The following is a 24423-nucleotide window of genomic DNA, read 5'->3' as shown; positions in this document are numbered from 1 at the left end:
GCGCCCGGTTCCGCCGCCGGCCGCGGCGGCCGGCCGGCGGTTGACCCGCGCCTGACCGGCGGGAACGCTCCTGAGAGCGGTCTCAGGAGGCTCTCAGCTCCGATCAGTAGGCTCTCGTCATGCAACGTGGGGGAAAACGGGCCGCCCGGGTCCCGGGGATCGCCGTGATCACTGTGATCGCCGTGCTGGTCGCCGGTGTCGCGGTCTGGCTGGTGTGGTCGTCCGAGCCGGACGTACGGGCCCGCAACCAGATGATCACGGTGGTCGACGGGCCGGGTGACGACCAGCGGGTCACGCTGGACACGAGCTTCTTTTCTCCGGCCGGAGGAGGCAGGGCTCCCGCCGTGCTGCTCGCGCACGGCTTCGGCGGCAGCAAGCAGAGCGTCAGGGACGCCGCCGTACGGCTGGCGCAGGACGGCTACGCCGTGCTGACCTGGTCCGCGCGGGGCTTCGGCCGCTCCTCGGGGCAGATCGCGCTGAACTCCCCCGACTACGAGGTCAAGGACGTGCGCCAGCTGGTCGACTGGGTCGCCAGGCGGCCCGAGGTCCGGCTCGACGCGGCGGGCGACCCGCGGGTGGGCGTCGCGGGCGGCTCCTACGGCGGGGCCATCGCGCTGATGGCCGCCGCCCACGACCCCAGGATCGACGCGATCGTCCCGCAGATCACCTGGTACGACCTGGCCGACGCGCTGTTCCCGAACGCCACCGGGCAGGGCCCGGAGAGCGGGGTGTTCAAACGCATGTGGGCCGGGCTGTTCTTCAGCCGCGGCGGTCCCGCGCCGGGCGCGGCCGGCCTGGCCGCCCTCGGCGGCGGAAGCGGCGCGGGCCGCGAGGAGGACGCGGAGGGCGGGGAGGACGGGGAGGACGGGGCCGGGGCGCCGTCCGCGCCGCCCCGGCCGCTCACCGCGGAGGAGGTCCGGTGCGGCCGGTTCCTGCCGGAGATCTGTGGCATGTACCAGAAGGTGGCCGAGAGCGGCCGGGCGACGGCGGACGCGGTGGCGACGCTGCGCAGGTCCAGCCCGATCTCGGTGCCCGGCAGGATCAAGGTTCCGACGCTGCTGCTCCAGGGACAGCGCGACTCGCTGTTCACCCTGGGCCAGGCGGACGCCAACGCCAGGGCGATCGCCGCGACCGGCGCCCCGGTGGAGGTCGCCTGGTTCGACGGCGGCCACGACGGCGGCAACGGCGAGGTCGACTGGCTGCACGACAGGACGCTCGGCTGGTTCGACCGCCACCTGAGGGGGGACGGAGGTGCCGGCCGGGAGGGCGGCGCCTTCACCGTCACCCGCGACGGCGGACGCGACCCCGGCACCCGGCGCCCGGTCCAGCTGCACGCCGTCGCCGGCGGCTATCCGGGGCTGTCCGGCACCGGCCAGACCTCCGTGCCGCTCGGCGGGCCCGAGCAGCGGGTGGCCAACCCGCCCGGCGGATCCCCCGCCTCGATCTCCGCGGTCCCCGGCTTCGGCGGTCTCGGCGGAGGTGCCACCGCGAACCTGTCGATCGACATGGCGGGCCAGAGCGCCGCCTTCGACTCCGTCCCGCTGGCCGCCCCGCTCCAGGTCACCGGCAGCTCGACCGTACGGGTGCGGGTGACGCCCGAACCGTCCGCCCCCGCGGGAGGCGACGCCGCGGCGGGCGACGCCGCGGGGAGCGGCCCGGACACCGGCGAGGCGGAAGCGGGGGCCGCCGAGACGCCGGCCGGAAGCGGCGGGACGCGTGCGGCGGGCGAGGTGACGCTGTTCGCCAAGCTCTACGACGTCGCGGGCGCGGCGCAGGCACCGATCCTGCCCGAGGGGCTCGTCGCCCCGGTCAGGATCGCGATCCCCGAGGGCGGCTCCGGCGAGGCCACCGTGACCCTGCCGGCCATCGACCACAGGTTCGAGGTCGGGCACCGGCTGCGCGTCGCGTTCACCACCACCGACCTCGGCTACAGCACCCCCGCGTCCCCGGCCGTCTACAGGGTCGCCCTGGCCTCACCGGCCGTGACCGTCCCCACCCACGCCACCCTGCGCACCCCCTCGACCGGCCCCGCCTGGTGGATCTGGGCGCTGCCGCTGCTCTCCCTCGCCGTCGCGGCGGCCCTGCTGCTCGCCGGACGCCGCCGGGCCGCCGACGAGCACGACCCGGAGCTGGACTCCGTACCGCTGCGGATCCACGGCCTGACCAAGGCGTACCGCAACGGCGAGCTCGCGGTGGACGACCTGTCGTTCACCGTCGAGCACGGCCAGGTGCTCGGCCTGCTCGGCCCCAACGGGGCCGGCAAGACCACCACCCTGCGCATGCTGATGGGCCTGATCAAACCCGACGGCGGCGAGGTGCGGATCTTCGGGCACCGGGTGGCGCCCGGCGCCCCGGTCCTGTCCAGGCTCGGCTCGTTCGTCGAGGGCCCGGGTTTCCTGCCGCACCTCAACGGCCGCGACAACCTGGAGCTGTACTGGAAGGCGACCGGCCGGCCCGCCGAGGACGCCCGGTTCGCCGAGGCCCTGGAGATCGCCGATCTCGGCAAGGCCCTGGACCGCGCCGTCCGCACCTACTCGCAGGGCATGCGCCAGCGCCTGGCCATCGCGCAGGCCATGCTCGGCCTGCCCGACCTGCTCGTCCTGGACGAACCCACCAACGGTCTCGACCCGCCCCAGATCCGCGAGATGCGCGAGGTCCTGATCCGCTACGCCAGGGGGGGCCGCACGGTCATCGTCTCCAGCCACCTGCTCGCCGAGGTGGAACAGACCTGCAGTCACGTGGTGGTCATGCACCGCGGGCGCCTCGTCACGGCCGGGACCGTGGCCGAGCTGCTGAGCAGCCGCACCCCGGTCAACGGCTCCGGCACCCGCCTGGAAGACGTCTTCCTGGACCTGATCGGAGAGAAGGCGTGAGCGACACCGACGGTACCCGCGGCACCATGACCGGCGCGACGGGCGACGGCCCCGGGCCGGGCCGGGGCACGGAGCACACGGAGAGCACAGGGACCCCGGGGAGCCCGGGGAGCGGGGCCGCGGAGAACGGTTCGGCGCGCGGATACGCGCCGGGCCGCACGCTGCCGCTCGCCGTGGAGGTCGTCCGGCAGTTCAAGCGGCGCCGCACGCTGGTGATGTTCGGCCTGCTGCTCGCGCTGCCGTGGATCCTGGTGATCGCCTTCAAGGTCGGTGCCGGATCCGGGCAGCCCACCACCACGCTGCGCATCTCCGACCTGGCCACCGAGGGCGGGCTGAACTTCGCGGCCTTCGCCCTGTCGGTGTCGGCGAGCTTCCTGCTGGTCGTCGCGGTGGCGCTGTTCTGCGGCGACACCGTGGCCAGTGAGGCCAGCTGGTCGTCGCTGCGCTACCTGCTGGCCGCCCCGATCCCGCGCGACCGCCTGCTGCGGCAGAAGCTGGTCGCCGCGATGGGCTACTCGGCGGCGGCGGTGATCTGCCTGCCGGTGATGGCCCTGCTGGCCGGGACCCTCGCCTTCGGATGGAACGACGTCCGGGTGCCGGGGACCGGAGAGACGATCGCCGCCCTGGACGTGCTGCCCCGGTTCGGGGTGGTGATCGGCTACGCCCTGGTCAGCCAGTTCGTGGTCGCGGCCCTGGCCTTCCTGCTCTCCGTCAGCACCGACTCCCCGCTGGGAGCGGTCGGAGGGGCGGTCGGCCTGGTGATCGTCAGCAACATCCTGCAGGCGGTCGAGGCGCTCGGCCGGCTCAGGGAGTTTCTGCCGACGTTCTGGAACACCGCGTGGCTGGACGCCCTGGCCCCGCAGCCGGAGTACGACGGCATGCTCAAGGGGGTGGCCGTCTCCGTCACCTACTCGGCGATCCTGATCGCGTTCGCCTTCCGCCGCTTCCGCGTCAAGGACGTCGTCTCCTAGCCCGGCTCCCGGCCGCCTCCTGGCCCGGCTCCCGGCGAGGGCGGCTCACGGCGGGGTTCCCACGGTGGGGCCCCGCCCTCGGGGCCGTCCCCGGCCGGGGTCACCCCCAGTGGGGAGGGCGATCCTCGATCAGGCGGGCGTCGTCGTCGGCCTCGCGCCACTCGCTCCAGCCGAGATCGGTGTCGTCGGCGGTCTGGTCGGGCAGGATCGGCAGCCCGTCGTCGGCGAGATCGACGGGACGCAGGTCATCGGGTTCGCGCACTGTCACGCGCTCCATGCTAGCCACCCGCGCGGCCCGCGCCCTCCCTCCCGCGGAAAGGCCGCCCTTCGCCCTCGGAGAAAGCCCGGTCCCGGGAGAAGGCCCGTTCCCTCCCCGGCCGTCCTGAAAGCCCTGCCCCGTACCCGTGACGCCGGGGACAGGCGGGATCCCAGACGGTACGATGCGGGGGCAGGTTCCGGCTATCCCCCCGTGAGGCGCCATGACAACGCCAGCAGGATGGCGGCGAGACGGCAATCTGCCCAACGAGCTGACCAGCTTCGTGGGGCGCACCAGGTTGCTCACCACACTCCGGCAGCGGCTGGGCGAGCACCGCCTGGTCACGGTGACCGGCATCGGGGGCGTCGGCAAGTCCCGCACCGCCCTGCGGATCGCGCACCAGATGCGGAGCGACTTCAAGGACGGCGTCTGGTTCGCCGACCTGGCCCGCCTCCAGGACTCGGGGATGGTCCGTCACACGATCACCTCGGCCCTCGGGATCGCCGACCAGTCCGCCCGCTCGGCGGACGAGACGCTGGTCGAGTGGCTGGGCGACCGCGAGATCCTCCTGATCATCGACACGTGCGAGCACCTGGTCGACGCGTGCGCGGCCCTCTTCGAGGACCTGCTCGGCAACGCCGCGGGGCTGACCATCCTGGCGACCAGCCGCCAGTCGCTGAACGCCAGGGGCGAGCACACGGTCACCATCCCGCCGCTGGCCGTTCCCGGCGACTTCCCGGGCGAGGACGTCTTCACCAACGAGGCGGTGCAGCTCTTCGTCGCGCGGGCCAGCGCGGTGGTGCCCAACTTCATGCTGGACGAGCACAACGTCGGCCCGGTGGCCGAGCTCTGCCGCCGCCTCGACGGCATCCCGCTCGCCATCGAGCTGGCCGCGGTCCGGATGCGCGCCCTGTCGGTGGAGCAGATCCTCGGCCTGCTGGCCGACCGGTTCAGCCTGCTCGCGGGGGCCAGCCGCACGGCGCTGCCCAGGCACCAGACACTGCGGGCCGCGATCGGCTGGAGCCACGAGCTGTGCGAGCCGGCCGAGCGGCTGCTGTGGGCGCGGCTGTCGGTCTTCGCCGGAGACTTCGAGCTCGACGCCGCCCGCTACGTCTGCTCGGGCGACAGCCTCCCGTCCGAGGACATCATGGAGCTCATCTCCAGCCTGGTGGAGAAGTCGATCCTGCTGAGCGACGGCACCCCCTCGGGGCACCGCTACCGGCTGATCGACACCCTGCGGCAGTACGGCGAGGAGTGGCTGGACAAGCTCGGCGAGACGGCCGCGATCAGGGAGAAGCACCGCGACTACTACCTGCAGCTGGCCAAGCGGAGCGAGGACGCCTGGTCGGGCGCCCGCCAGGTCTACTGGTACGTCAGGATGCGCCACGAGCACGACAACATCCGCGTCGCGCTCGACCACTGCCTGAGCACCCCCGGCGAGGTGCAGGCGGGGCTGAAGCTCCTGTCCTCCCTGTGGTTCATGTGGGTGGCCTGCGGGCTGGCCCGCGAGGGCAGGCTCTACCTGGAGAAGACCCTGGAGCTGGCGCGCCAGCCGAGCCCCGACCGGTGCAAGGCGCTGTGGGTGCTGTCCTACATCAACAGCGCGCAGGGAAACATCACCGGTGCCATCGAGGCGGCGGAGCAGTGCAGTTCCGACGCCGTCAGGGTCGGCGACTCGGGCGCGGTCATCCTGGCCACCAAGATGCTCGGCACGGCCGCGTTCCTGCAGAACGACCTGCAGAAGGCGAGCGCGCTGCTGGGCGTGGCGATCGAGTTCCACAAGAGCGGCCGCGAGCTCAACCCGGGCCTGCTGCCCTCGATCGTCGAGCTGTCCATGGTGCTGCTCATCCAGAACGAGCCGGCCGAGGCCGAGGTGCTGCTGCGCGACTGCATCGCGGTCTGCACCCAGCGTGGCGAGCTGTGGCTGCGCTCGTACGCCATCTACGCCCTCGCCAGCGTCTACCAGGCGATGGGCCGCTCCCCCGAGGCCATGTCGAACGCGCGCGAGGCGCTGCGGCTCAAGCGCTACTTCCACGACGTGCTCGGGATCGGCCTGGCGATCGAGGTGGTGGCCAAGCAGGCGCTGGAGGACGGACAGGCGGAGCTCGCCGCCCGGCTGATGGGCGGCGGCCAGGCCAACTGGCGGACCTTCGGGATGCCGCAGCTGGGCTCCCCGTTCTTCAACTCCGAGCACGAACGCTGCGTCAAGGAGTGCAGGCGCGTCCTCGGTGAGGAGGCTCACGAGAAGGCCTTCGCCCAGGGCAGGAAGCTGAACCTGGAGGAGCTGATCGTCCTCGCGCTCGGAGACCACGAGGACGGCCAGGTCCTCCAGGGGTGAGTTCATCCCGCGGGGGGCTTCGGCGCCTCCTGCTGCCAGGCGCCCGTGTAGCGGGAGCTGGTCAGTGAGTAGTCGACGCTGCCGCTGATCCAGAACTCCAGGCCGCGCACGTAGGCGAGCACCGCCTCGGAGCCGAGCGCCTCCAGCGAGGGGCGCAGCGCCACCATGTCGGCGATGGCCCGGTTGCGCATGGCGCCGATCGCCTCCATGGCCTGCTGCCGCGAGTAGCCCCGGTGCCTGGCGAGCACGCTCACCAGGTTGTTGCGGGAGTTGGCGCTGTCGCTCTCCTTGGCGTACGAGATGAGGTCGTTGTCCCAGACGACGACGTCGTTGGCGCTCTCGGTGATCGCCTTGACGTCGGGGTGGCGCCACTCCTCGGGGGTGAGGCTGCATCCGCTGGCGAGGTCGATGAGGGCGAAGACGGTGAGCATGGCGCCGGTGCGCCGCCGCATGAAGATGTAGTCGTCCACCTTCGGCACGACGTCGGCCTCGCGGTTGGCGGCCTCCCACACCTGGGCGAAGAGGTAGTCCTTGGTGACGGCGCGCCAGCGGTCGAGCTGGTCGTCGTCGCCGTACGTGGAGATCCTGGTCTTGATCTCCAGGAGTGCGCCGGCGAAGACGTCGTCGACCTCCTGGCCGGCCTCCAGGTCGTCGAGGACGGTGAAGAGCCGGGGCAGGGCGCGGGTTATCTCACCGGCGCCGCGGCCCGACTCGCAGAAGGCGTCGTCGAAGGCGAACAGCCACACGCACCAGTCGGTCGCCAGGCGGAGCGTGTGGTGTTCGGCATAGGGGTACGTGCGGGCTCCCAGCCAGCCGTACTTGGCCTGGCGGTAGCGCTCGACGGTCTCGGCGTCCTCCAGGATGCCCCTGTCGACGAGCCAGTCGAGGGTCTCGGTGTTGACCCTCTCGACATGGGGGTTGACCTCACTGGGGAAGGGACAGGGTAACGGAGGGATGCGGAGAGATAGTCCTGACCTACGCTTAGTAGTAGTTCCCACTCCCCCAGGATGGCTGAAGGCAGCCCGTTTTCCTATACGTCAGGAAACACCTGGATATCGTGGTTTCTGAGTTATTGCGCGAACCATTCCAGGTATTCGTGCCGGCCGAACATGCGGGCCGCGTCCGCCGCGGAGGGGGTCCCGGCGTGCGGATCGGCCCCGGCCTCCAGAAGTGCCCTGATCACATCGGGTTCCTTCTTGAACACCGCGCCCGCCAGCGGCGTCTGCCCGCGGTCGTTGGCCCTGCCGGGGTCGGCGCCCAGCTCGGTCAGCGCCCGGACCGTGCCGGCGTGGCCGTGGTAGGCGGCGAGCATCAGCAGGGTGTCGCCCCTGTCGTTGGTGAGATCGACCGGGACCCCTGCTCCGACATAGGCTCGGAGTCGCTCCGTCTCGCCGGTCCTCGCCAGGTTGAACAGACGGGTCGCGAACTCCTCGAGCTCAGGGTCGGACTGCATGTGACCCATTGTGCCCCGGTAGGGTGCCGTGTGATCGCCGAGGGTAGGCGGAATTCAGCGGACCCCCCGCGGGTTGAGCTGAAGAGACGACCGACGAAAGGCTGGAAAACGGTGTTCGACCCGACGGATCTCTACCGGCTCAGCGGAGACGTCCCTGAGCTGACCGATCCGGTGCTGCTCTACCACTTCGACGGGTTCGTGGACGCGGGCGGTGCCGGGCGGCTCGCCATCACCCACCTGCTCGACGAGCTGGAGCACCGGGTCGTGGCGACCTTTGACGTGGACCGTCTGCTGGACTACCGCTCCCGGCGGCCCACCATGACCTTCGACACCGACCACTGGGTGGACCTGGAGAGCCCCGAGCTGTCGCTGCACCTCCTGCACGACACCACCGGAACCCCGTTCCTGCTGCTCAGCGGCCCCGAGCCGGACCGGGAGTGGGAGCTGTTCACCGCCGCCGTCGACACGCTGGTCACCCGGCTGAACGTCGGCAGGCTGGTGACCGTCCACGGCATCCCGATGGCCGTCCCGCACACCCGCCCGCTGGGCGTCACCGGCCACGCCAGCCGCCCCGAGCTGGTCACCGGCCAGACCAGCGCCTTCGGCAAGGTCCAGGTGCCCGGCAGCGTGGCCTCGCTGATCGAGTTCCGGCTCGGCGCCAAGGGGCGCGACGCCCTCGGCTACGCCGTGCACGTGCCGCACTACCTGGCCCAGGCCGAATACCCGTCGGCCGCGGTGACCGCGCTGGAGGCGGTCACCAGGAGCACCGGGCTGGTGTTCCCGCTGGAGGGCCTGCGCGAGGCCGCGGAGAAGACCGACGCCGAGATCGCCGAGCAGATCCAGGCCTCCCAGGAGCTGTCCACCGCCATCACCGGCCTGGAGCAGCAGTACGACGCGTTCGCGGCGGGCTCCGAGCGCGAGAGCCTGATGGCCGAGTCCTCGGAGATGCCGACCGGCGACGAGCTCGCCGCCCAGTTCGAGGCGTTCCTGGCCGAGCGTGACGAGCAGCGCGGTGACTGACCTCCACACCGGGGACGGGACCGGGCACCCGTACGAGACCCTGGCCGGCGGCGCCCAGGCCACCGGCTCCCTGGCCGCGCGATGACCGACCTGCGCGTGGGCCTCGTCGGGTACGGGGTGGCGGGGGCGTTCTTCCACGCCCCGCTGATCTCCGCGACGCCCGGCCTGAGACTGTCCGCGGTGGTCACCGGTGACCCGGAGCGGGCCGCCGAGGTGTCGGGGAAGTACGGCGCGCGAGCGGTCCGGGACGCGGCCGAGCTGTGGGACTCCGTCGACCTGGTCGTGATCGCCTCCCCCAACCGCACGCACGTCCCGCTGGCGGAGGCCGCGCTGAAGGCGGGCCTGCCGGTGGTGGTGGACAAGCCGCTGGCCGCGACCGCCGCGGAGGCGCGCGCCCTGGCGGAGCTGGCGCGCGATCTGGGCCTGATGCTGACCGTGTTCCAGAACCGGCGCTGGGACGGCGACTTCCTCACGCTCGGGCGCCTGGTCGCGGCGGGCGAGCTGGGCGAGGTCACCCGGTTCGAGTCGCGCTTCGAGCGCTGGCGGCCGGTGCCGAAGGGCGGCTGGCGCGAGACGGGCGGGACCGAGGAGGTCGCCGGGCTGCTGTACGACCTCGGCAGCCACCTGGTCGACCAGGCCCTGCGGTTGCTCGGCCCGGCCGTCGACGTCTACGCCGAGTCGGACGTGCGCCGCTCCGGGGTGAACGCCGACGACGACACCTTCATCGCCCTCTCCCACGCGGGCGGGGCCCGCTCGCACCTGTGGGTCAGCGCGGTCACCCCCCGGCTGGGACCCCGCTTCCGGGTGCTCGGCTCGCGGGCGGGCTACCTGAAGTACGGCCTGGACGTGCAGGAGGAGCAGCTGCGCGCCGGTCTGACCCCCGCCTCCCCCGGCTTCGGCGAGGAGCCGGCCGAGCGGTGGGGCGCCCTCGGCGCGGACGGCGGCGCGGGTTCCGGCGGCTCCGGTGGCTCCGGTGGCGAGGTACGTGCCGTCCCCACGGAGCCCGGCGCCTACGCCGGCTTCTACCGGGCCGTGCTGGAGTGCCTGCGCGACGGCGCCCCGCCGCCGGTCGCCCCCGAAGAGGTCGTCGAGGCCCTCACCGTGCTGGAGGCCGCCCGGCGCTCGGCCGCCGAGCGCCGGGTCGTCGTCCTGGAGAACCGCTGACCGGACAGGCGGGCCCGTCCTGAAGAACCGTCGGCCCGAGCGGGCGGGCTCGTCCCGGAGAACCCCCGGTTCGCGCGGGCGGGCCCGTCCCGCCGGTGAACCGCCACGCGCGGGCGGGCCCGTCCCGCGGGAGAACCGCTAGTCGCGCAGGCGGGCGCGGAGGGTCCGCGAGTCGGCCTCGGTCCAGCCGTGCGAGGCGAGCCACTCCAGCGGGCCGCCGAAGCGGTCGTCGAGGACGTTCAGGAACTGCTCCATGTACTCCGACCTCGGGCGGTGGTCGTCGGCCGGGCGGGTGTCGAGGTCGGCGCGGTAGGTGTCGCTGGAGCGCAGCCGCACCAGGATGCCCTCGATGCGGTCGGCCGTGGCGACGTAGTCGGCGACGATCGCCTCGCGGGTGGCGCCGGCGACCTCGAGCGCGAGGGCGCAGAGGACACCGGTGCGGTCCTTGCCCGCGGCGCAGTGGACGAGGGCGGCCCCCTCGTCGAGGGTCATGGCGCGCAGCGCGGCCAGCACCGAGTCGGGGCGGTCGCGGAGGTAGCCGTAGTAGAACCCGGTCACCCGGAGCTCGGCGAGATCCTCCTCGCCCCGCTCGGTCCAGGGCAGCACCTTGTCGCCCTCGATGGTGTCGGCCTCGACGTCGGTGTACACGCCGCCCTCGGCGAACAGGGTGTGGTGGTGGATGTTCACCTCCGGCACCTCGGTGAGCGGCCCCGGTCCCTCCAGGCGCACCTCGGCGCCCGAGCGCAGGTCGACGACGTTGCGGAGTTTCAGGTCGGTGACGAGTTGCCGGACGTCCCGCCCGGTCAGCCCCTGCAGGTTGTCCGACCGGTAGATCCGGCCGAAGCGTGTGGTCCCGCCGTCCACCGTGTCGAGCCCGCCCAGGTCGCGGACGTTGGCGGCACCTTCAAGATCGATCCAACGCGTGAAGTCGTTCATCGCCTTCGAGTTTATACGTCGCTTTACGCCCGGACAGTTAACACCCGGAGCCGGTTTCCGTAATTACCGATGTCCTCATATGCCATCCGTAAATGCGTCGTATCTCTGTCTATGGGGGACAGTGGAAGGACCCGCCTGTACCCCGTCACGAGGAGGTCGCGTGGATCCGAGGAGACGCCCCCCGCACCTGCTGATCGACCCGGCCCTGCCCGAACCGGTCTCCTCGGTCTTACGTGCCAGCCCGCAGGCGCTGCGCGCGGCCCGGCTGGGACAGGTCCCCCGCCGCCGCGGGCCCGACCCCGTCAAACTCATCGCGATCGCCGGGCTCCTGCTGCTCATGGCGAGCCTGAGCGTCACGGGAGGCTTCATCGCCGCCCTCGTCCTGATCTCCTTCTCCGCGCTGCGCGGCCTGAGCGACGACCCCGAGAACCGGCGGGAGCGGCGGCGCGTCCGGGTGGCCATGGAGCACAAGGACCGGTTCATCCTGCCGGAGGACCTCGACAACGACTGCGGTGACCTGCTGCGCCGCACGCAGGACGCCACCGAGTCGGTCCTCGCCTCCGAGATCAACCGGGCCCGCCTGCTCGACACGATCGACAACGCGGTGACCCTGCCCGACCAGACCTGGCAGATCGCCAGGAAACTGGTGCGGCTGTCGGACATGAAGGCAGAGCACGGCCGGCTCGTACCGGGCGCGCCCCCGCCCGAGGTGGCCGAGGCCTTCACCCCCTACGTCAAGGCCCTGGAGACCGCCGAGACCTCGCTGACCAGGCGGGTCCGCGCGCTGGAGGAGTACGCCAGGCAGGTCCGCAAGGCCGACGGCGTCTACCGCGCCTACCAGCAGCTCCAGGTGCTCGCCGAGCGGACCCCGCAGTACGAGGCGCTGGTCGCCGAGACCGCGGAGGACGCGCTCGCCCTCCCCGGGCTGGAACACCTGACCGAGCAGGCCCAGCAGGTCAGGAAGCTGTTCCACGAGAGCATCGACGAGGCGCGCGACGCCGCCCGGCACCTGCTGACGGCCGCCGAGTCCTGACGCCCCGGCCCACCCCCGGGCCCGGCCCGGCCGGCGTACGCCCTCAGCCGTCCGCGCGGCGCAGGAGCTCCAGGGTGCTGTCCATCCCCGCCTGGTTCCCGAGGCTGCGGTAGATGCTCCGCGCCTGCCGCAGGACGGAGACCGAGGCCTCCCGGTCCCCCGCCTCCAGGTGGGCCTCCCCCAGGTAGCGCAGGCTCCTCGCCATCCACCAGCGGTCGCCCAGCTCCCCGAAGTCGTGCACCGCCCGCAGGAGCGACTCCTGCGCCTCGCGCGTGCGGCCGAGCCGCCCATGGGCGCGCCCCGCCGACAGCTCGGACCTGGCGACGCCCCAGGAGTCGCCGAGCGCGGTGAGCATCTCGGTGGCCCGGCGCACGTAGGTGAGCTCGCGCAGCGCGTTGGCCGGGTTGCCGACCTCCCCGGCCGCGCGCAGGCACCTGGCCTCCTCCCACAGCTCCCCGCGCAGCCGGAACATCTCGGCGGCCCGGTCCAGGCTGAACCCGGCCCTCGCGAAGTCCTCGCCCGCGGCGCGGACGTCGCCGGCGGCGTGCAGCTCCCTGGCCGTCGCGCCGAGCACCTCGCCGTACGCGCGCAGCGTCTGCGCCTCGGAGTAGCGGTTGCGGTCGCGCTCGAACACCGCCAGGGCGTCCTCCAGCAGCTCCCGTGCCTCCTTGGGCCTGCGCTGGGCGAGCCGGAGCTCGGCGAGGTTGCGCTGGGTCCTGGCCACCCACCAGCGGTCGTCCTCACCCTTGAAGGCGGTGATGGCGCCGATCAGGTGGCCCTGCCCGCGGTCGAGGTGGCCGTCGTTGAACAGGGCCATGCCGACCGCGCGCATCGCCCGCGCCGCCCACCAGGTCTCGCCGAGATCGACGAAGATCTCCAGTGCCCGTTCCGCGTCCTTCATGGCGCTGTGGTGAGCGCCCTGCCCGCCCGCCACCGCCGACCGGTCCAGCAGCGCGATGCCCACCGCCCGCGGGTCGCCCATGTGGTCCGCGGCCTCGCACAGGATCTCGGCGACCGCCCGCCAGTCGGACCAGTAGGCCCGCAGGGAGTGGCAGAGCGAGCAGAAGGCCCGGCCGAGTCCCCAGGCCAGCTCCCACATCTCCATGCTCCTGGCCTGGCCGATCGCGGCGACCAGGGTGAGCCGCTCGGCGTTGAGCCAGTCGGCCGCCGAGGTCTGCTCGCGCGTCGCCGCCGGGGCGGGCTCCGCGCCGGTGGGCCTGGCCCTGCGCCCCCAGTCCTGGGGCCAGCGGGCCACGGCCGCGGCCTCCGCGCGGCGGCGGTAGCCGGACAGGACCCGCTCGACGGCCGCCCTGCGGTGGCTCTCGTCGTCGTCGGAGAGCGCCAGCTCCCGGGCGAAGATCTTGACGAGGTCGTGCAGCCGGTAGCGCATCACCCCGGACAGGTCGATGCCCGAGCACTCGGCGAGCTGGGCGTCGATGAGCGCCTCCAGCTGGTCGGCGCCCTCGGGTTCGGAGGTGGCGAGCAGTTCCCCCGCCACCCAGCCGGGCACGTCGGGGGCGCTGACCATGCTGAGCAGCCGCAGCAGGCGGCGCTGGAGCCCGGTGCAGTCGTCGTAGCTCAGCTGCAGGGAGGCGCGCACGCTCTTGTCCAGCCTGCGGCCGATCTCCAGCTGGCCGAGGCGGCTGCGCTCGTCCCTCAGCCGGTCGGCGAGGCGGCGCAGGGTCCAGTTCTCCCGGGTGGCCAGGCGTCCCCCGCAGATGCTGATGGCCAGCGGCAGGTGGTCGCACATCCGTACGATCTCCTGGGCCGACTCCAGGTCGGCGGCGACCCTGTCGTCCCCGGCCAGCCGCGCCAGCAGCTCGACGCCCTGCGCCTCGCTGAACACCGACAGCCGCTTGTCGTAGGTGTTGAGCAGGAACAGCGGCTGCCTCGACGTGACCATCACCACGCAGCCGGCCTCGGCCGGGATCAGGTCCTTGACCTGGTCGCCGTCGTGGGCGTTGTCCAGGCAGATCAGGATGCGCCTGCCCTTGGTCCAGGTCAGCCAGAGCGTGCGCAGCTCGGCCAGGCCGCCCGGGTCGGTGGTGAGCCGCACGCCGAGCGCGCGCAGGAAGCCGATCAGCACCTCCTCGGGAACGACCGGGGCCTCCACCTCGCCGCGCAGGTCGGCGTAGAGACGCCCGTCGGGGAAGCTGCCGGCGATCTCGTGCCCGAACCTCGCGATGAGCATGGACTTGCCCACCCCGCCCCTGCCGTACACCGAGACGACCAGCGGCGAGGCGCTCCCCGCCTGGCCCCGGGCGCGGCGGCGCTCGGCGAAGACCTCGCGCAGCTCGGCCAGCGACTCGGTACGGCCGGTGAAGTGCGCGGAGACCGGCGGCCACTGGTCGGGCGGGCGCCACGGCGTCCCGGCGGCACCGGCGTCCCGCTCCCCGGACCGCGAGCCGGCCGTCGCCCAGGTGAGCAGGCCGACCAGGAGACCGGCGACCGCGGTGACGCCGACCTTGGCCTCGGTGGGCAGGTCCCACACGTCCAGCGAGGTCGCCAGGACGCTGGCCACGGCCGCGGTGAGGCCGGCCGCGGCGGGCGCCGCCAGCGGGATCCTGCGTCTCGGCGGCCTCGGCGGTTTCGGACCACGCTGGTCAGGTACGTTCGACGGCCCGGCCATCCACACCCCTCGGCGAAGACCACGGCACGCCGCGGTCCCCGTACCGGCCGGCGCGTTCTCTCATGATTGATTCAACCAGACGCAATGCCGGTGGCCGCGTGCCTCCACGGCCACCGGCGGGTGAACTCGTCTCTCCGGACGCCCTAGCGCCCCACGGCGAGGCAGGTCGTCCTGGCGGTCTTGGACGGGTCGCTCTCCGAGGTGGCGGTCAGGGTCACCTTGGCGAGGTGGGCGCCTCCCGCCCCGCGCCGGGCGTTGACGGTGACCACGGTGTTCTTGCCGGAGTCGGCGGTCGCGAGCTCGTTGGGCAGCGAGGCCGTCCAGCCGCGACCGTCGACGGTCGCCGAGAGCCGGTAGACGTCGCCCTTGAGGTAGGCGCTCACGTCCTCGGGGTGCTGCCCTTGTGCCTGGGCGGCCTTGCCGGTGTTGAACAGCGGGAAGCGGCAGGAGGTCAGGTCCTTGCCCGACGGGACGCCGACGGACGGGAGCAGCTTCACGCCGCGCTTGTTGGGCCCGGCGCCGTCCAGGGAGCGGATCGCCACCGTGTACGACAGGACGCCCTTGCGGTCGCGCTTGAGGTCGAGGACGTAGAAGTGGAGCCGGTTGGCCTGGTCCACGTACTCGAACTCCGAGCCCGAGCCGGTGCCCGCGTGGAACAGCGCGTCCGACAGCTGGCGGTAGTCGCCGACCGTGATGGGCACGGCGGTGCCGTCCGGCAGCACGTAGTCGGTCATGCCGATGTCCTGCGGGTTGGCGTCGACGACCCACTCGAACGGTGCCCGGTCCTCGTTCTTGGTCTTGGCCAGCAGCACGCCGGAGTCGGGGGTGAAGGAATCGGCGCCCATCCTGTCCACGACCTCGACGGTGTAGTTGTCGTAGCCGCCGCCGTCGCAGAACGGGTCGGTGTTCGTATCACAGGCCGGGCTGCGGTCGCCGTTCCCGAAGGCGATGTTGACCCCCGACAGGCCGGTGGGTCCCGGCTGGGCCACCCGGGCCGTCACCTTGGCCACGACGAGCCCCGACTCGGCCAGCGCCTCCCTGGACAGGCGCAGCACGTTGGCCTCGTCCACCATCTCCAGCTTGATCTTGTTGCGGAGCATGTGCTGGGCGCCCATCGAGCCGCCCGAGGTGGGCGGGATCAGCCAGCGGCTGTGCGGGCCGCCGGGGCCGTTGAAGCTGCCCCGGCTGAGCATCTCCCAGACGCCGGTGTACGCCCGGCGCGCCGGCACCCCGAACGGGTTGTTGTAGTTGTCGCCGATGCCGAGGATGTGGCTGAGCTCGTGGGCGTAGACGCCCTGCCCGGAGCTCTCGGCCTGGGTGGAGGAGCCGCCCCCGGCGTTGGGCCAGATGGACGAGGCCGAGGCCCAGGACGTCCACTCCACGTAGCGGGTCCTGGCCCAGTTGGGCAGGGCCGGGTCGGGCGGGCCGAAGTCGTCGGTCACCGCCTCCTTGGTCGGGAACTTGATCGGGCCGAACTCCTGCCAGGTGGCCGACTCGTCCTGGCCCGCGCTCAGGTAGAAGACGAAGTCGAAGCCGGCCGGGATCTCCTGGCCGACGGAGCCGACCCACGCCGCCCGCGCGTCGGTCCTGATGTTCCGGTTGCAGGTGTCGCCGGCCGGGCAGGCGGTGCCGCCCTGGAACTCCATGGCGTACTCGTGCGACTTGCCCGGCATCCGGTACGGGCCGAACGCGGTCAGCTCCACGCCGTAGCGGCCTCCCGAGTCCTCCATCCAGTACTCGTGGATGGTGTGCCCCCGGTTGAGCTCGTTGGGGGTGTTGAGGAAGTCCCGGTAGAAGGTGGCGACCTGGTCGCGGGGGATGTCGTGGGCCTCGGCGCTGGGGTTCCTGAAGACGGTCGAGCCCTGGGGCTGGGTGACCACGAACGGCTGGTTGGGATAGTCGGCCAGCACGAGCGCGCCGCGGAAGGTGCGCTTGGACCCCTTGACCGCGGGGTCGGCCCAGTTGGTGCCGGGGGGCTTGCGGTAGTCGGCCCACGTCATGTGGTCCGGGTTCTTCCAGTTCTGCGGGTCGATCGGTGCCGGGCCGGCGGGGTCGGCGCGCCGCGCGGCCCCGGCCTCGGGGGCGTCCTGCTGCCAGGGCTGGGTCCGGGGCCAGTGGTCCAGGCGCCAGGGGTGTTCGGGCTCGGGGGCGGGGTCGGCGGAGGCGGGAACGGAGGTGAGACCGATGGGGATCAGCACGATCGCGGCGAGCAGCACTTTCAGCAACCTGGGGGGTCGTATCACGTTAAAAGACGGTATAGACCGTTTTCAGATAGATCAACAATCTTCTGTCAGGAAAGCGGGGAGTCCTTTGCCGGAGATGCATTTGAGATCTACGGTCACTCCCCTTAACCTCTCCAAAGGGGACAAACTCACGGGAGTGCCTATGTCGACGCGTGCCGGGCGGGTCATCGGCACGCGCCCCCGGGGAATCGTCTCCGTTCACTGCGCCCCCCTCGTCCTGCCCGTCGCGAGCCCTCCCGTCAGGGACGGGGCGATCGTCGTCAGGGGCGACCGGATCGTCCGGGTCGGGCCGCGCGCCGAGATCGAGGCCGCCCACCCCCTCCTGACCCCGGTCCGCTGGCCGGGCATGATCGTGCCAGGGCTGATCGACGCGCATCTCCGGCTCGACAGGGCCTCCGCCGCGCCGGCGGTCCACGGCGTCACCGCGGTGGGGGGCGTCGCCGCGGACCTCGACGCAGCCTCCACCCTCGGCGAGGCCGGGCTGGGCGGCGTGACCTACCTGGAGACCCGCTGCGAGGACGAGGATCGCTGGGAGGACGAGGGGCGCGACCGGCTGATCACCGCGATCCGCGAGGTCGACCACCCGGGCGTGATCGGCATCGCCGCCCACTCCCCCGACCCCCACGTCATGGAGGACCTGGCCGTCCTGTCACGGACGTTCGGGCTCCGGCTGCACGCCGAGCCCGGCCGCCACCCGATCGGGTTCCTCGACGAGGTGGGAGTGCTCGGCGCGGGCTGCCACATCGCGATCTCCGGCCCGCTGGACGAGGCCGACCGCAAGCTCCTCGAAGCCCGCGGCACGGTGATCGCCATCTCGTCGCCGTTCGCCGCCGAGGGCCTCCTCGACGGCGAGAGCGCGATCGCCGTCGGCACCCGTACGGGCGGCGACCCGCTGTCGGTCGCCCGCGCGCTCTCCCACGCGCCGGGCCACGACCGGCTCCTGGTCGAGGCGGTGACGCTGGGCGGCGCGCGGGCGCTGGGCATGGCCGAGGGCCCCGGCCGCCTGGGCTCCCTGGACCGGGGCGGCCGCGCGGACTTCGCCGTCTTCGCCGTGGAGGCCGGCGAGCGGGACGCCTACACCCTCCTGCTGCACGAGGGGCCGGGCCGGTGCGTGGCCACGTTCGTGGGCGGCCGGCCGCGCTGGCGCCTCGACGAGACCGCGGACGGCGGGGACGCCGATGACGCCGACGACGTCGGTGGCGCCGTGAACGCCGGTGACGCGAAGAGCAGACGTCCGGCCTGACCGCCGCCCGCCCTTGCCGTTCGCGGTTCGCGCACCGCTCGCCGGGCGCCGTCCGACGAATCCGCCGCGGCCCCTCTTCGAATCCCCGCGAGGATGAAACAGTGGGTCATGGCGGAAAACACGTCTCACGCGGTGACCATCAAGGAAACACCCGTCGTGATGAAACTCATGATGCGCCTCTTCAACCCTCTGATGCGCAGGCAGGTGCGCAGGGGAAAAGCACAATCCGTCACCGGCGTGATACTTCTCCACTTCACCGGAAGGAAGACCGGTAGAAGGTATGAGATTCCCGTCATGAAGCGGAGCGAGAACGGCAGGCTGTGCGTCTACACCGAGGCCGGGTGGAAGGCGAACCTGCGCGGTGGCGCCGATGTCGAGGTGACGGACATGGGGGTGCGCACCCCCATGCGCGCCGAGCTGATGGACGATCCCGGCACCATGGCCGCCGAGGTTGAGGGCCTGATCGAGAGGATCGGGCTCAAGGAGGCACGGCAGCGGCTGGGCGTCGTCGTCCACGTCGACCGCCCGCCGACCCGCGAGGAGCTCGCGGAGGCGATCCGGCGGCGCGGCCTCGGGATCGTCTACCTGACGCCGAGGGCGGACAGGACGGCGGCGGCGGTCAGGCGGACTGGGCGTCCACCGTGCCCAGCAGCTCCCTGAGCCGATCCTGCTGCTCGGGGGTGAGCACCGAGAACAGCTCCTCGGCCACCCGCCTGCGCGCCTCGCGCACCCGCTCGTACCGCTCGCGGCCCTCGCCGGTGACCACGAGCAGGGTGGAGCGGCGGTTGGCGGGATCGACCTCGCGGCGCACCAGCCCGGCCTCCTCCAGGGCGTCGACCACCGGGGTCACCGAGCGCGGCACGATCCGCAGCCTCTCGGCGAGCTGCACCATCTTCAGCGGCGGCTCGGAGTCGACGATGACCCGAAGCGCCCGCGCCTGGCCGGGGCTCAGGCCGAGCGGGCCGAGCCGCTCACCGTACCCCCGCCGCAGTCGATGCCCGACGCCGTGCACCAGGTCGGCCAGTTCCGTCTCCACAGCGCCGAACTTATCCCAGTACCGCCGGGAATGAATGTGAGTTAACCTCTGTTTGAGCAAACATCACAAAGGAGTTCCATGATCAAACAAACCGGAAGTGCCGTACGGCACGAAACACCCGATATGAACGACGAACCCCGCGCGCCCCTGCGGCGCGTCGTCGGCCTGTTCCGCCCCTACCGGGGCCGCCTCGCCGTCGTGGGCGCCCTCATCGGACTGTCCTCGCTCGTCTCGCTCGCCTCGCCGTTCATGCTCCGCTCCGTGCTCGACGACGCCATCCCGCACGGCAGGACCGGCCTGCTGACGCTGCTCGCGCTCGGCATGGTCGCGGTCGCCGTCGTCACCAGCGTGCTCGACGTCGTCCAGACGCTGATCTCCACCGGGGTCGGCCAGCGCGTCATGCACGACCTGCGCACCGGCGTCTACGGCCACCTGCAGCGCATGTCCATGGCCTTCTTCACCCGCACCCGGACCGGCGAGGTGCAGTCGCGCATCGCCAGCGACATCGGCGGCATGCAGCTGGTGGTCACCTCCACCGCGGCCTCGATGGTCTCCAACCTGACCACCGTGATCGCGACGATCGTCGCGATGCTCGTGCTGGACTGGCGGCTGACCGTCGTGTCGCTGCTGCTGCTCCCCGTCTTCGTCGCGATCAGCCGCAGGGTCGGCCGGGAACGCAGGAAGATCACCTCCGAGCGGCAGCGGAAGATGGCCGCCCTGTCGTCGATGGTCCAGGAGTCGCTGTCGATCAGCGGCATCCTGCTGGGCCGGACGATGGGCCGCGGCCCCGAGCTCACCGGCCGGTTCTCCGCCGCCTCGGACGAGCTGGCCGACCTGGAGGTCCGTTCCAGCATGGCCGGGCGCTGGCGGCAGTCCACCATCCAGATCATCATGGCGGCCATGCCCGCGGTGATCTACTGGGCCACCGGGCTGACCTCGGCCGTCTCCATCGGCACCGTCGTCGCCTTCACCACCCTCCAGATGAACCTGTTCCGCCCCGCCGTGTCACTGCTGCGGCTCGGCGTCGACGTGCAGAGCTCCCTGGCACTGTTCGGCCGGATCTTCGAGTATCTGGACCTGCCGGTGGACATCCACCCCGGCACCCGCACGCCGGAGACCGTACGCGGCGAGATCCGCTTCGAGCACGTCGACTTCTCCTACGACGAGGCCCCGACCCTCTCGGACGTCGACCTGACCGTCCCCGCGGGCACCACCCTGGCCGTGGTCGGCGAGACCGGCTCGGGCAAGACCACGCTGAGCTACCTGCTGCCCCGCCTGTACGACGTGACGAGCGGCCGGGTCACGATCGACGGGGTGGACGTGCGCGACCTCACCTTCGAGGCCCTGGCCGAGACGGTCGGCGTCGTCTCGCAGGAGACCTACCTGTTCCACTCCTCGATCGCCGACAACCTCCGGTTCGCCAGACCCTCCGCCACCGACGAGGAGATCGTCGCCGCCGCGCGGGCCGCCCGGATCCACGACCACATCGCGTCACTGCCCGACGGGTACGACACCGTGGTCGGCGAGCGCGGCTACCGCTTCTCCGGCGGCGAGAAGCAGCGCCTGGCCATCGCCAGGACCCTGCTGCGCGACCCGCCCGTGCTCATCCTCGACGAGGCCACCAGCGCCCTGGACACCCAGACCGAGCGCGCCGTCCAGGAGGCCCTGGACACGCTGTCGCACGGCCGTACCACCATCACGATCGCCCACCGCCTGTCGACGATCCGCGACGCCGACCAGATCGTGGTCCTCGACCACGGCCGCGTCGTCGAACGCGGCACCCACGACGAGCTTCTCGCGGCCGAGGGCCCCTACGCCGCCCTCGTCAACCGCGACCGCTCCCTCGCCTCCGCCTGACCGAGGTCACGTCCCGCGCCCGTCCTGTCCCCGTCATCACGCGGGCCGGGGACGGAAATCAAACTCCGGCGGACGGGATCCGGCCGAGCGTGATCCCGAAATGGTCGAGGTAGGCGGGAAGGAGCTCGGTCTCCTCCAGGACGCGTTCGGTGCGCTCGCCGTCCACGGCCTGGATCAGCCTGCGGTCGCGGAGCGTGATCCTGCCCCGGGCCGTACGCATCGAGCAGACCGGCGCCGTGGTGAAGTGCGACCGCGGGGAGGTCGCCTGCCACCAGCACATCGGGACGAAGTCCGTCAGCTCGTAGGGCCGGGCGGTCAGCCGGTAGGCCGGGTCGCCGTTGTGCGTGATGTCGAGATCGCCGCGGTCGCCGTGGTCACCGGGAGCGGGCGCGATCCGGAACACGCCACCGCCGTCCTTCTGCTCCGCGCGCTCGTCGAGCCGCAGCGGCTCGTCGGCGAAGTCGCCGAACCCGACGTCGACCAGCCACGGCTCGTCGAGATCGACGCGGAGCGCCAGGTGGTCGAAGAGCGGCCCCGGCACGCTGCCGCTGAAGCCCCTGGCGGCCAGCAGCGTCACCCGGTAACCGAGGCCGGTCAGCAACTCGGCGAACAACCCGTTCAACTCGTAGCAGAAGCCCCCGCGACGACGGCCGACGACCTTGTCGAACAGCGCGTCGGATTCGAGGGAGATCGCCTCACCGAGATGGATGCTCAGATTCTCGAACGGCACCGTCCTCAGGTGCGCGAGCTGCAGGGCTCGCAGGCTCCCGACATCCGGCTCCGCGGGCCGGGCGATGCCTAATCTGTCCAGATAATGAGTGATCTGCGACTCGTCCATGGGGCAAGCAAACCACGCGCCGCTCATGGATGACGCGGGGGATGTCTCGCCATCGGAAGGGTCCCCGGCCCCCTCCCGGCGGAAGGTCTCGACGCGGCGCCGGCGGCACGGACAGCTCGCAGGCGCAGGCGCCTGCCGGTGCGCCGATTCGGCGGCGGAGGCCGCGTTCACCGCCGGTGTCCGCCGCCGTGCCTCTCTTGATGCCTCTTGTCTTGATGCCTCTTGTCCGAGGCGCGGCCGGGCGCGGCCCGCCCGAGTTCGGCGAGGGCGGAAGCCGTCGCCGCGTCGGCCGGCAGGAAGGCCTCCATCCGCAGCTCGGCGACGGTGACGTCGACCGCGGTTCCGAAGTGGGTGAGAGTGGTCAGGAGCCGAAGCTCGCCGTCGCCGGAGCGAAGCCGCAGCGGGACCGCGAAGCCGAGATGATCCGGCCCCGGTTTCCGGAGGCGATCGGGCACCAGTTTCGTGAGCTCGGTGACCAGCGCCTCAAGCCGGTCGTCGGGATTGCGGGCCGCCTCCAGCCGGAGATGGTCGATCACATGCCAGGCCCATACGTCCAGGTTGATGATCCGCGGCGCCATTCCTTGCGGATCCAGCAACAATCGCGGGACGTTGACGGGCGGCGCGAGGAGATGGGACGCCACGCCCTCGGCCAGCGCCCAGAACGCGTTGTTGGCCGAGACGAGATCTCCGTGCCGGGCGACGATCACCGCGGGATACGGGTGATGCCCTCGCAGAACGCCTTCCAGCGCGATGCGGACCGGTTCGAGCTCGGGGTCGCCGAACCGGGTCTCCGGGTAGGCGGGGGCGTGGCCCGCGGCCAGCAACAGCGCGTTTCGCTCCCGAAGCGGCATCTCGAGCGACTCGGCGAGCCGTACGACCATGGCCCTGCCGGGGGCCGATCGGCCGCTCTCGATGAAGCTGACGTGCCGCTGCGTGGTTCCGGCGCGTAGAGCGAGGTCCAGCTGGCTGACGCCGCGGCGCCCGCGCCACTCGCGCAGGGCACCGGCGAACCCGCCGCGTTCCGAAGTGCTGGTCACCGGACCTTGTCTAACGCAGTGAACGGCGTGCGGCCATTCCTTCGAGGGAATTGCCGGGCCACGGCGCGGCGGTCAGGATCGGCGGCGTTCACGAACACGTCACGACGGAGGAAAAGCCGTGATCGATATCAAGGAGCTGGTCGGCCGCTACGTGGCGGTCTGGAACGAGCCGGACGCCGAGCTGCGCCGCAAGGCCGTCGCCGAGCTGTGGACCGAGGACGGTGTCCAGATACTCCAGCCACCTCAGGAGATCCGGGAGACCGCCGCGGCACTGGGCCTCACCCCCGTCCTCGAGGCGCGCGGACATGAGGCACTCGAGGTCAGGGTGGCCCGCTCGTACGAGGAGTTCATCGCGCCCGGGGAGTTCTTCTTCAGGATGCGGGACAACGTCGATCGTCTCGCCGATGTCGTCAAGTTCAACTGGGAGATGGTGCCCACGGGCGGCGGTGAGCCGGCAGGCGTCGGTCTCGAGATTCTCGTCCTCGGCGAGGACGGCCGGATTCGGACCGACTACCAGTTCATCGAGGGATGAGCGTGCGGACGGCAGGCGAATCGAACAACCGTGGGGCGGCCACCGCCGGGGTGACCGCCCGGGGGTCCGGCGGCCGGCGGAGCGCCGGCAGCGCCGCGTGCCGGCTCCGCTCCGATCTCGTCCGGCTCGGAGAAGCCGGCAACCGATCAGCCACATCCCTGTACGGCGACGGTCCAGCCGCGCCAGGTGATCGCCCGGCTCCGCGGGGGCCCGAACGGGGACCGCGTCAGCGGACCTCACCGTCCGGGCTCGCGCGAACACCGTCCAGGCTCGCGCGCAGACCCGCCAGGATCGCGTTCAGCCCGTACTCGAAGTCGGCGTCGGCCGCCTCGCGGGACTCCCCCGGTGCCGGGCGGTCGGCGCCCGCCTGCTCCTCGACGGCCCACCCGACGGTGTAGCGGCTGATGGCCAGGACGGCCCGCCGGGCGTCCGCCGGAGGGAAGCCCGCCTCGCCGAGCACGTCGATCACGAGGTTGGAGATCGCGACCTGGTTCCCGACGGGCCGGGTGCCGATGTGCAGCCGCGCGCCGTCGCGGTAGGTCAGCAGGCTCCGGCGCAGCGCCCGCGCCCGTTCGGCGAGCCAGCCGGCCCAGTCCTGGCCCGGTCCCGGGCGGGCCAGGTGCGCGAACGCGTCCTCGACCATGGCCGCGGCCATGTGGTCGAGCAGCTCCCGCTTGCCGCCGAAGTGGCGGTACAGGGCCGGTGACTGCACGTCGAGCTCCTGCGCCAGCCGCCTGGTGGTCAGCCCGTCGAGCCCGACCTCGTCGAGCAGCCGCAGAGCCGTACGCATCACCGTGGCGCGCGTGTGTCGCATCCGTTGCCTCCCCACGTCCCGTTATCGACGATAACTTCACCTGGCCAGAGGCGCTCGGACCGCGGATCCGCACGAGCCGGGCTCCAGAAGATCACCTCGTGTTCACGCCAAGGGGTGGCGAAGGTCGCCTGGGCGATTTACGTTCCGGCT

The 24423-nt window shown here is 72.1% G+C and carries 20 protein-coding genes; 10 read left to right on the top strand and 10 right to left on the bottom strand.

The genetic code is table 11. The annotated features are described in order from the left end of the window. Positions 1–119: 119 nt before the first annotated feature. Positions 120–2873, top strand: a complete 2754-nt coding sequence (locus AB0G15_RS24375) for an alpha/beta fold hydrolase (protein ID WP_362843800.1) — start codon at positions 120–122, stop codon at positions 2871–2873. After that, positions 2870–3844 carry an ABC transporter permease subunit gene (locus tag AB0G15_RS24370; protein ID WP_362843798.1) on the top strand — a complete coding sequence of 325 codons (975 nt, stop codon included), beginning with the start codon at positions 2870–2872 and terminating at the stop codon, positions 3842–3844. The genes AB0G15_RS24375 and AB0G15_RS24370 overlap by 4 nt, the downstream gene beginning before the upstream one ends. Positions 3845–3944: 100 nt before the next feature. Here AB0G15_RS24370 and AB0G15_RS24365 read toward each other — a convergent pair whose 3' ends face one another. After that, positions 3945–4112 (bottom strand): hypothetical protein, encoded by a 168-nt coding sequence (locus tag AB0G15_RS24365; protein ID WP_362682527.1) that lies wholly within the window; start codon positions 4110–4112, stop codon positions 3945–3947. Between the two features lie 211 nt (positions 4113–4323). Between AB0G15_RS24365 and AB0G15_RS24360 the strand changes: the two genes are divergently transcribed. Further along, positions 4324–6438 carry an ATPase gene (locus AB0G15_RS24360; RefSeq protein WP_362843795.1) on the top strand — a complete coding sequence of 705 codons (2115 nt, stop codon included), beginning with the start codon at positions 4324–4326 and terminating at the stop codon, positions 6436–6438. Between the two features lie 2 nt (positions 6439–6440). Here the strand turns inward: AB0G15_RS24360 and AB0G15_RS24355 are convergent, their stop codons facing one another. Both AB0G15_RS24355 and AB0G15_RS24350 read right to left on the bottom strand, forming a co-directional pair. Continuing rightward, entirely contained in the window at positions 6441–7436 is a 996-nt protein-coding gene (locus AB0G15_RS24355) for a 4-epi-cubebol synthase (RefSeq protein ID WP_362843792.1), read from the bottom strand. A gap of 71 nt (positions 7437–7507) precedes the next feature. Continuing rightward, positions 7508–7900, bottom strand: a complete 393-nt coding sequence (locus tag AB0G15_RS24350) for an ankyrin repeat domain-containing protein (RefSeq protein WP_362843789.1) — start codon at positions 7898–7900, stop codon at positions 7508–7510. A 102-nt stretch (positions 7901–8002) separates the two neighbouring features. Here AB0G15_RS24350 and AB0G15_RS24345 point away from each other — a divergent pair, with 102 nt between their 5' ends. Further along, on the top strand, positions 8003–8911 hold the full coding sequence (locus tag AB0G15_RS24345; RefSeq protein ID WP_362843786.1) for a PAC2 family protein: 909 nt from the start codon (positions 8003–8005) through the stop codon (positions 8909–8911). 81 nt (positions 8912–8992) lie between these two features. Then, entirely contained in the window at positions 8993–10075 is a 1083-nt protein-coding gene (locus AB0G15_RS24340; RefSeq protein ID WP_362843784.1) for a Gfo/Idh/MocA family oxidoreductase, read from the top strand. Between the two features lie 138 nt (positions 10076–10213). Here AB0G15_RS24340 and AB0G15_RS24335 read toward each other — a convergent pair whose 3' ends face one another. Then, entirely contained in the window at positions 10214–11011 is a 798-nt protein-coding gene (locus tag AB0G15_RS24335) for a tyrosine-protein phosphatase (protein WP_362843781.1), read from the bottom strand. Positions 11012–11171: 160 nt separating this feature from the next. Between AB0G15_RS24335 and AB0G15_RS24330 the strand changes: the two genes are divergently transcribed. Then, complete coding sequence (locus tag AB0G15_RS24330; RefSeq protein ID WP_362843778.1) at positions 11172–12044, top strand: hypothetical protein; 873 nt, start codon at positions 11172–11174, stop codon at positions 12042–12044. A 43-nt stretch (positions 12045–12087) separates the two neighbouring features. Here AB0G15_RS24330 and AB0G15_RS24325 read toward each other — a convergent pair whose 3' ends face one another. Both AB0G15_RS24325 and AB0G15_RS24320 read right to left on the bottom strand, forming a co-directional pair. Continuing rightward, positions 12088–14565 (bottom strand): NB-ARC domain-containing protein, encoded by a 2478-nt coding sequence (locus tag AB0G15_RS24325; protein WP_362843775.1) that lies wholly within the window; start codon positions 14563–14565, stop codon positions 12088–12090. Between the two features lie 251 nt (positions 14566–14816). Then, positions 14817–16916 (bottom strand): M6 family metalloprotease domain-containing protein, encoded by a 2100-nt coding sequence (locus tag AB0G15_RS24320; RefSeq protein WP_362843772.1) that lies wholly within the window; start codon positions 16914–16916, stop codon positions 14817–14819. A gap of 142 nt (positions 16917–17058) precedes the next feature. On the opposite strand from AB0G15_RS24320, the gene AB0G15_RS24315 reads away from it, so the two are divergent. Further along, positions 17059–18159, top strand: a complete 1101-nt coding sequence (locus AB0G15_RS24315) for a hypothetical protein (RefSeq protein ID WP_362843770.1) — start codon at positions 17059–17061, stop codon at positions 18157–18159. A gap of 93 nt (positions 18160–18252) precedes the next feature. Further along, positions 18253–18819 (top strand): nitroreductase/quinone reductase family protein, encoded by a 567-nt coding sequence (locus tag AB0G15_RS24310; protein ID WP_362843767.1) that lies wholly within the window; start codon positions 18253–18255, stop codon positions 18817–18819. Here the strand turns inward: AB0G15_RS24310 and AB0G15_RS24305 are convergent. Further along, on the bottom strand, positions 18779–19195 hold the full coding sequence (locus tag AB0G15_RS24305) for a MarR family transcriptional regulator (protein WP_362843765.1): 417 nt from the start codon (positions 19193–19195) through the stop codon (positions 18779–18781). The two genes, AB0G15_RS24310 and AB0G15_RS24305, sit on opposite strands and share 41 nt — an antisense overlap. 123 nt (positions 19196–19318) lie before the next feature. Here AB0G15_RS24305 and AB0G15_RS24300 point away from each other — a divergent pair, with 123 nt between their 5' ends. Further along, on the top strand, positions 19319–21052 hold the full coding sequence (locus tag AB0G15_RS24300) for an ABC transporter ATP-binding protein (protein WP_362843763.1): 1734 nt from the start codon (positions 19319–19321) through the stop codon (positions 21050–21052). A gap of 58 nt (positions 21053–21110) precedes the next feature. Here the strand turns inward: AB0G15_RS24300 and AB0G15_RS24295 are convergent, their stop codons facing one another. Together AB0G15_RS24295 and AB0G15_RS24290 are read right to left on the bottom strand one after the other, a co-directional pair. Further along, entirely contained in the window at positions 21111–21890 is a 780-nt protein-coding gene (locus AB0G15_RS24295) for an arylamine N-acetyltransferase (RefSeq protein ID WP_362843760.1), read from the bottom strand. Positions 21891–22057: 167 nt separating this feature from the next. Further along, positions 22058–22927 (bottom strand): helix-turn-helix domain-containing protein, encoded by an 870-nt coding sequence (locus tag AB0G15_RS24290; protein WP_362843758.1) that lies wholly within the window; start codon positions 22925–22927, stop codon positions 22058–22060. Positions 22928–23045: 118 nt separating this feature from the next. On the opposite strand from AB0G15_RS24290, the gene AB0G15_RS24285 reads away from it, so the two are divergent. Then, a complete protein-coding gene (locus tag AB0G15_RS24285) occupies positions 23046–23459 on the top strand; it encodes a hypothetical protein (protein ID WP_362843755.1) in 414 nt (137 codons plus the stop codon). Between the two features lie 226 nt (positions 23460–23685). Here AB0G15_RS24285 and AB0G15_RS24280 read toward each other — a convergent pair whose 3' ends face one another. After that, positions 23686–24273 carry a TetR/AcrR family transcriptional regulator C-terminal domain-containing protein gene (locus AB0G15_RS24280; protein WP_362843753.1) on the bottom strand — a complete coding sequence of 196 codons (588 nt, stop codon included), beginning with the start codon at positions 24271–24273 and terminating at the stop codon, positions 23686–23688. Positions 24274–24423: the final 150 nt, after the last annotated feature.

Source organism: Streptosporangium sp. NPDC023825, assembly GCF_040639575.1.
Taxonomy (GTDB): Bacteria; Actinomycetota; Actinomycetes; order Streptosporangiales; family Streptosporangiaceae; genus Streptosporangium.
Note: the sequence above shows the minus strand (reverse complement) of the source record. Positions and strands in the feature narration are given on the sequence as shown.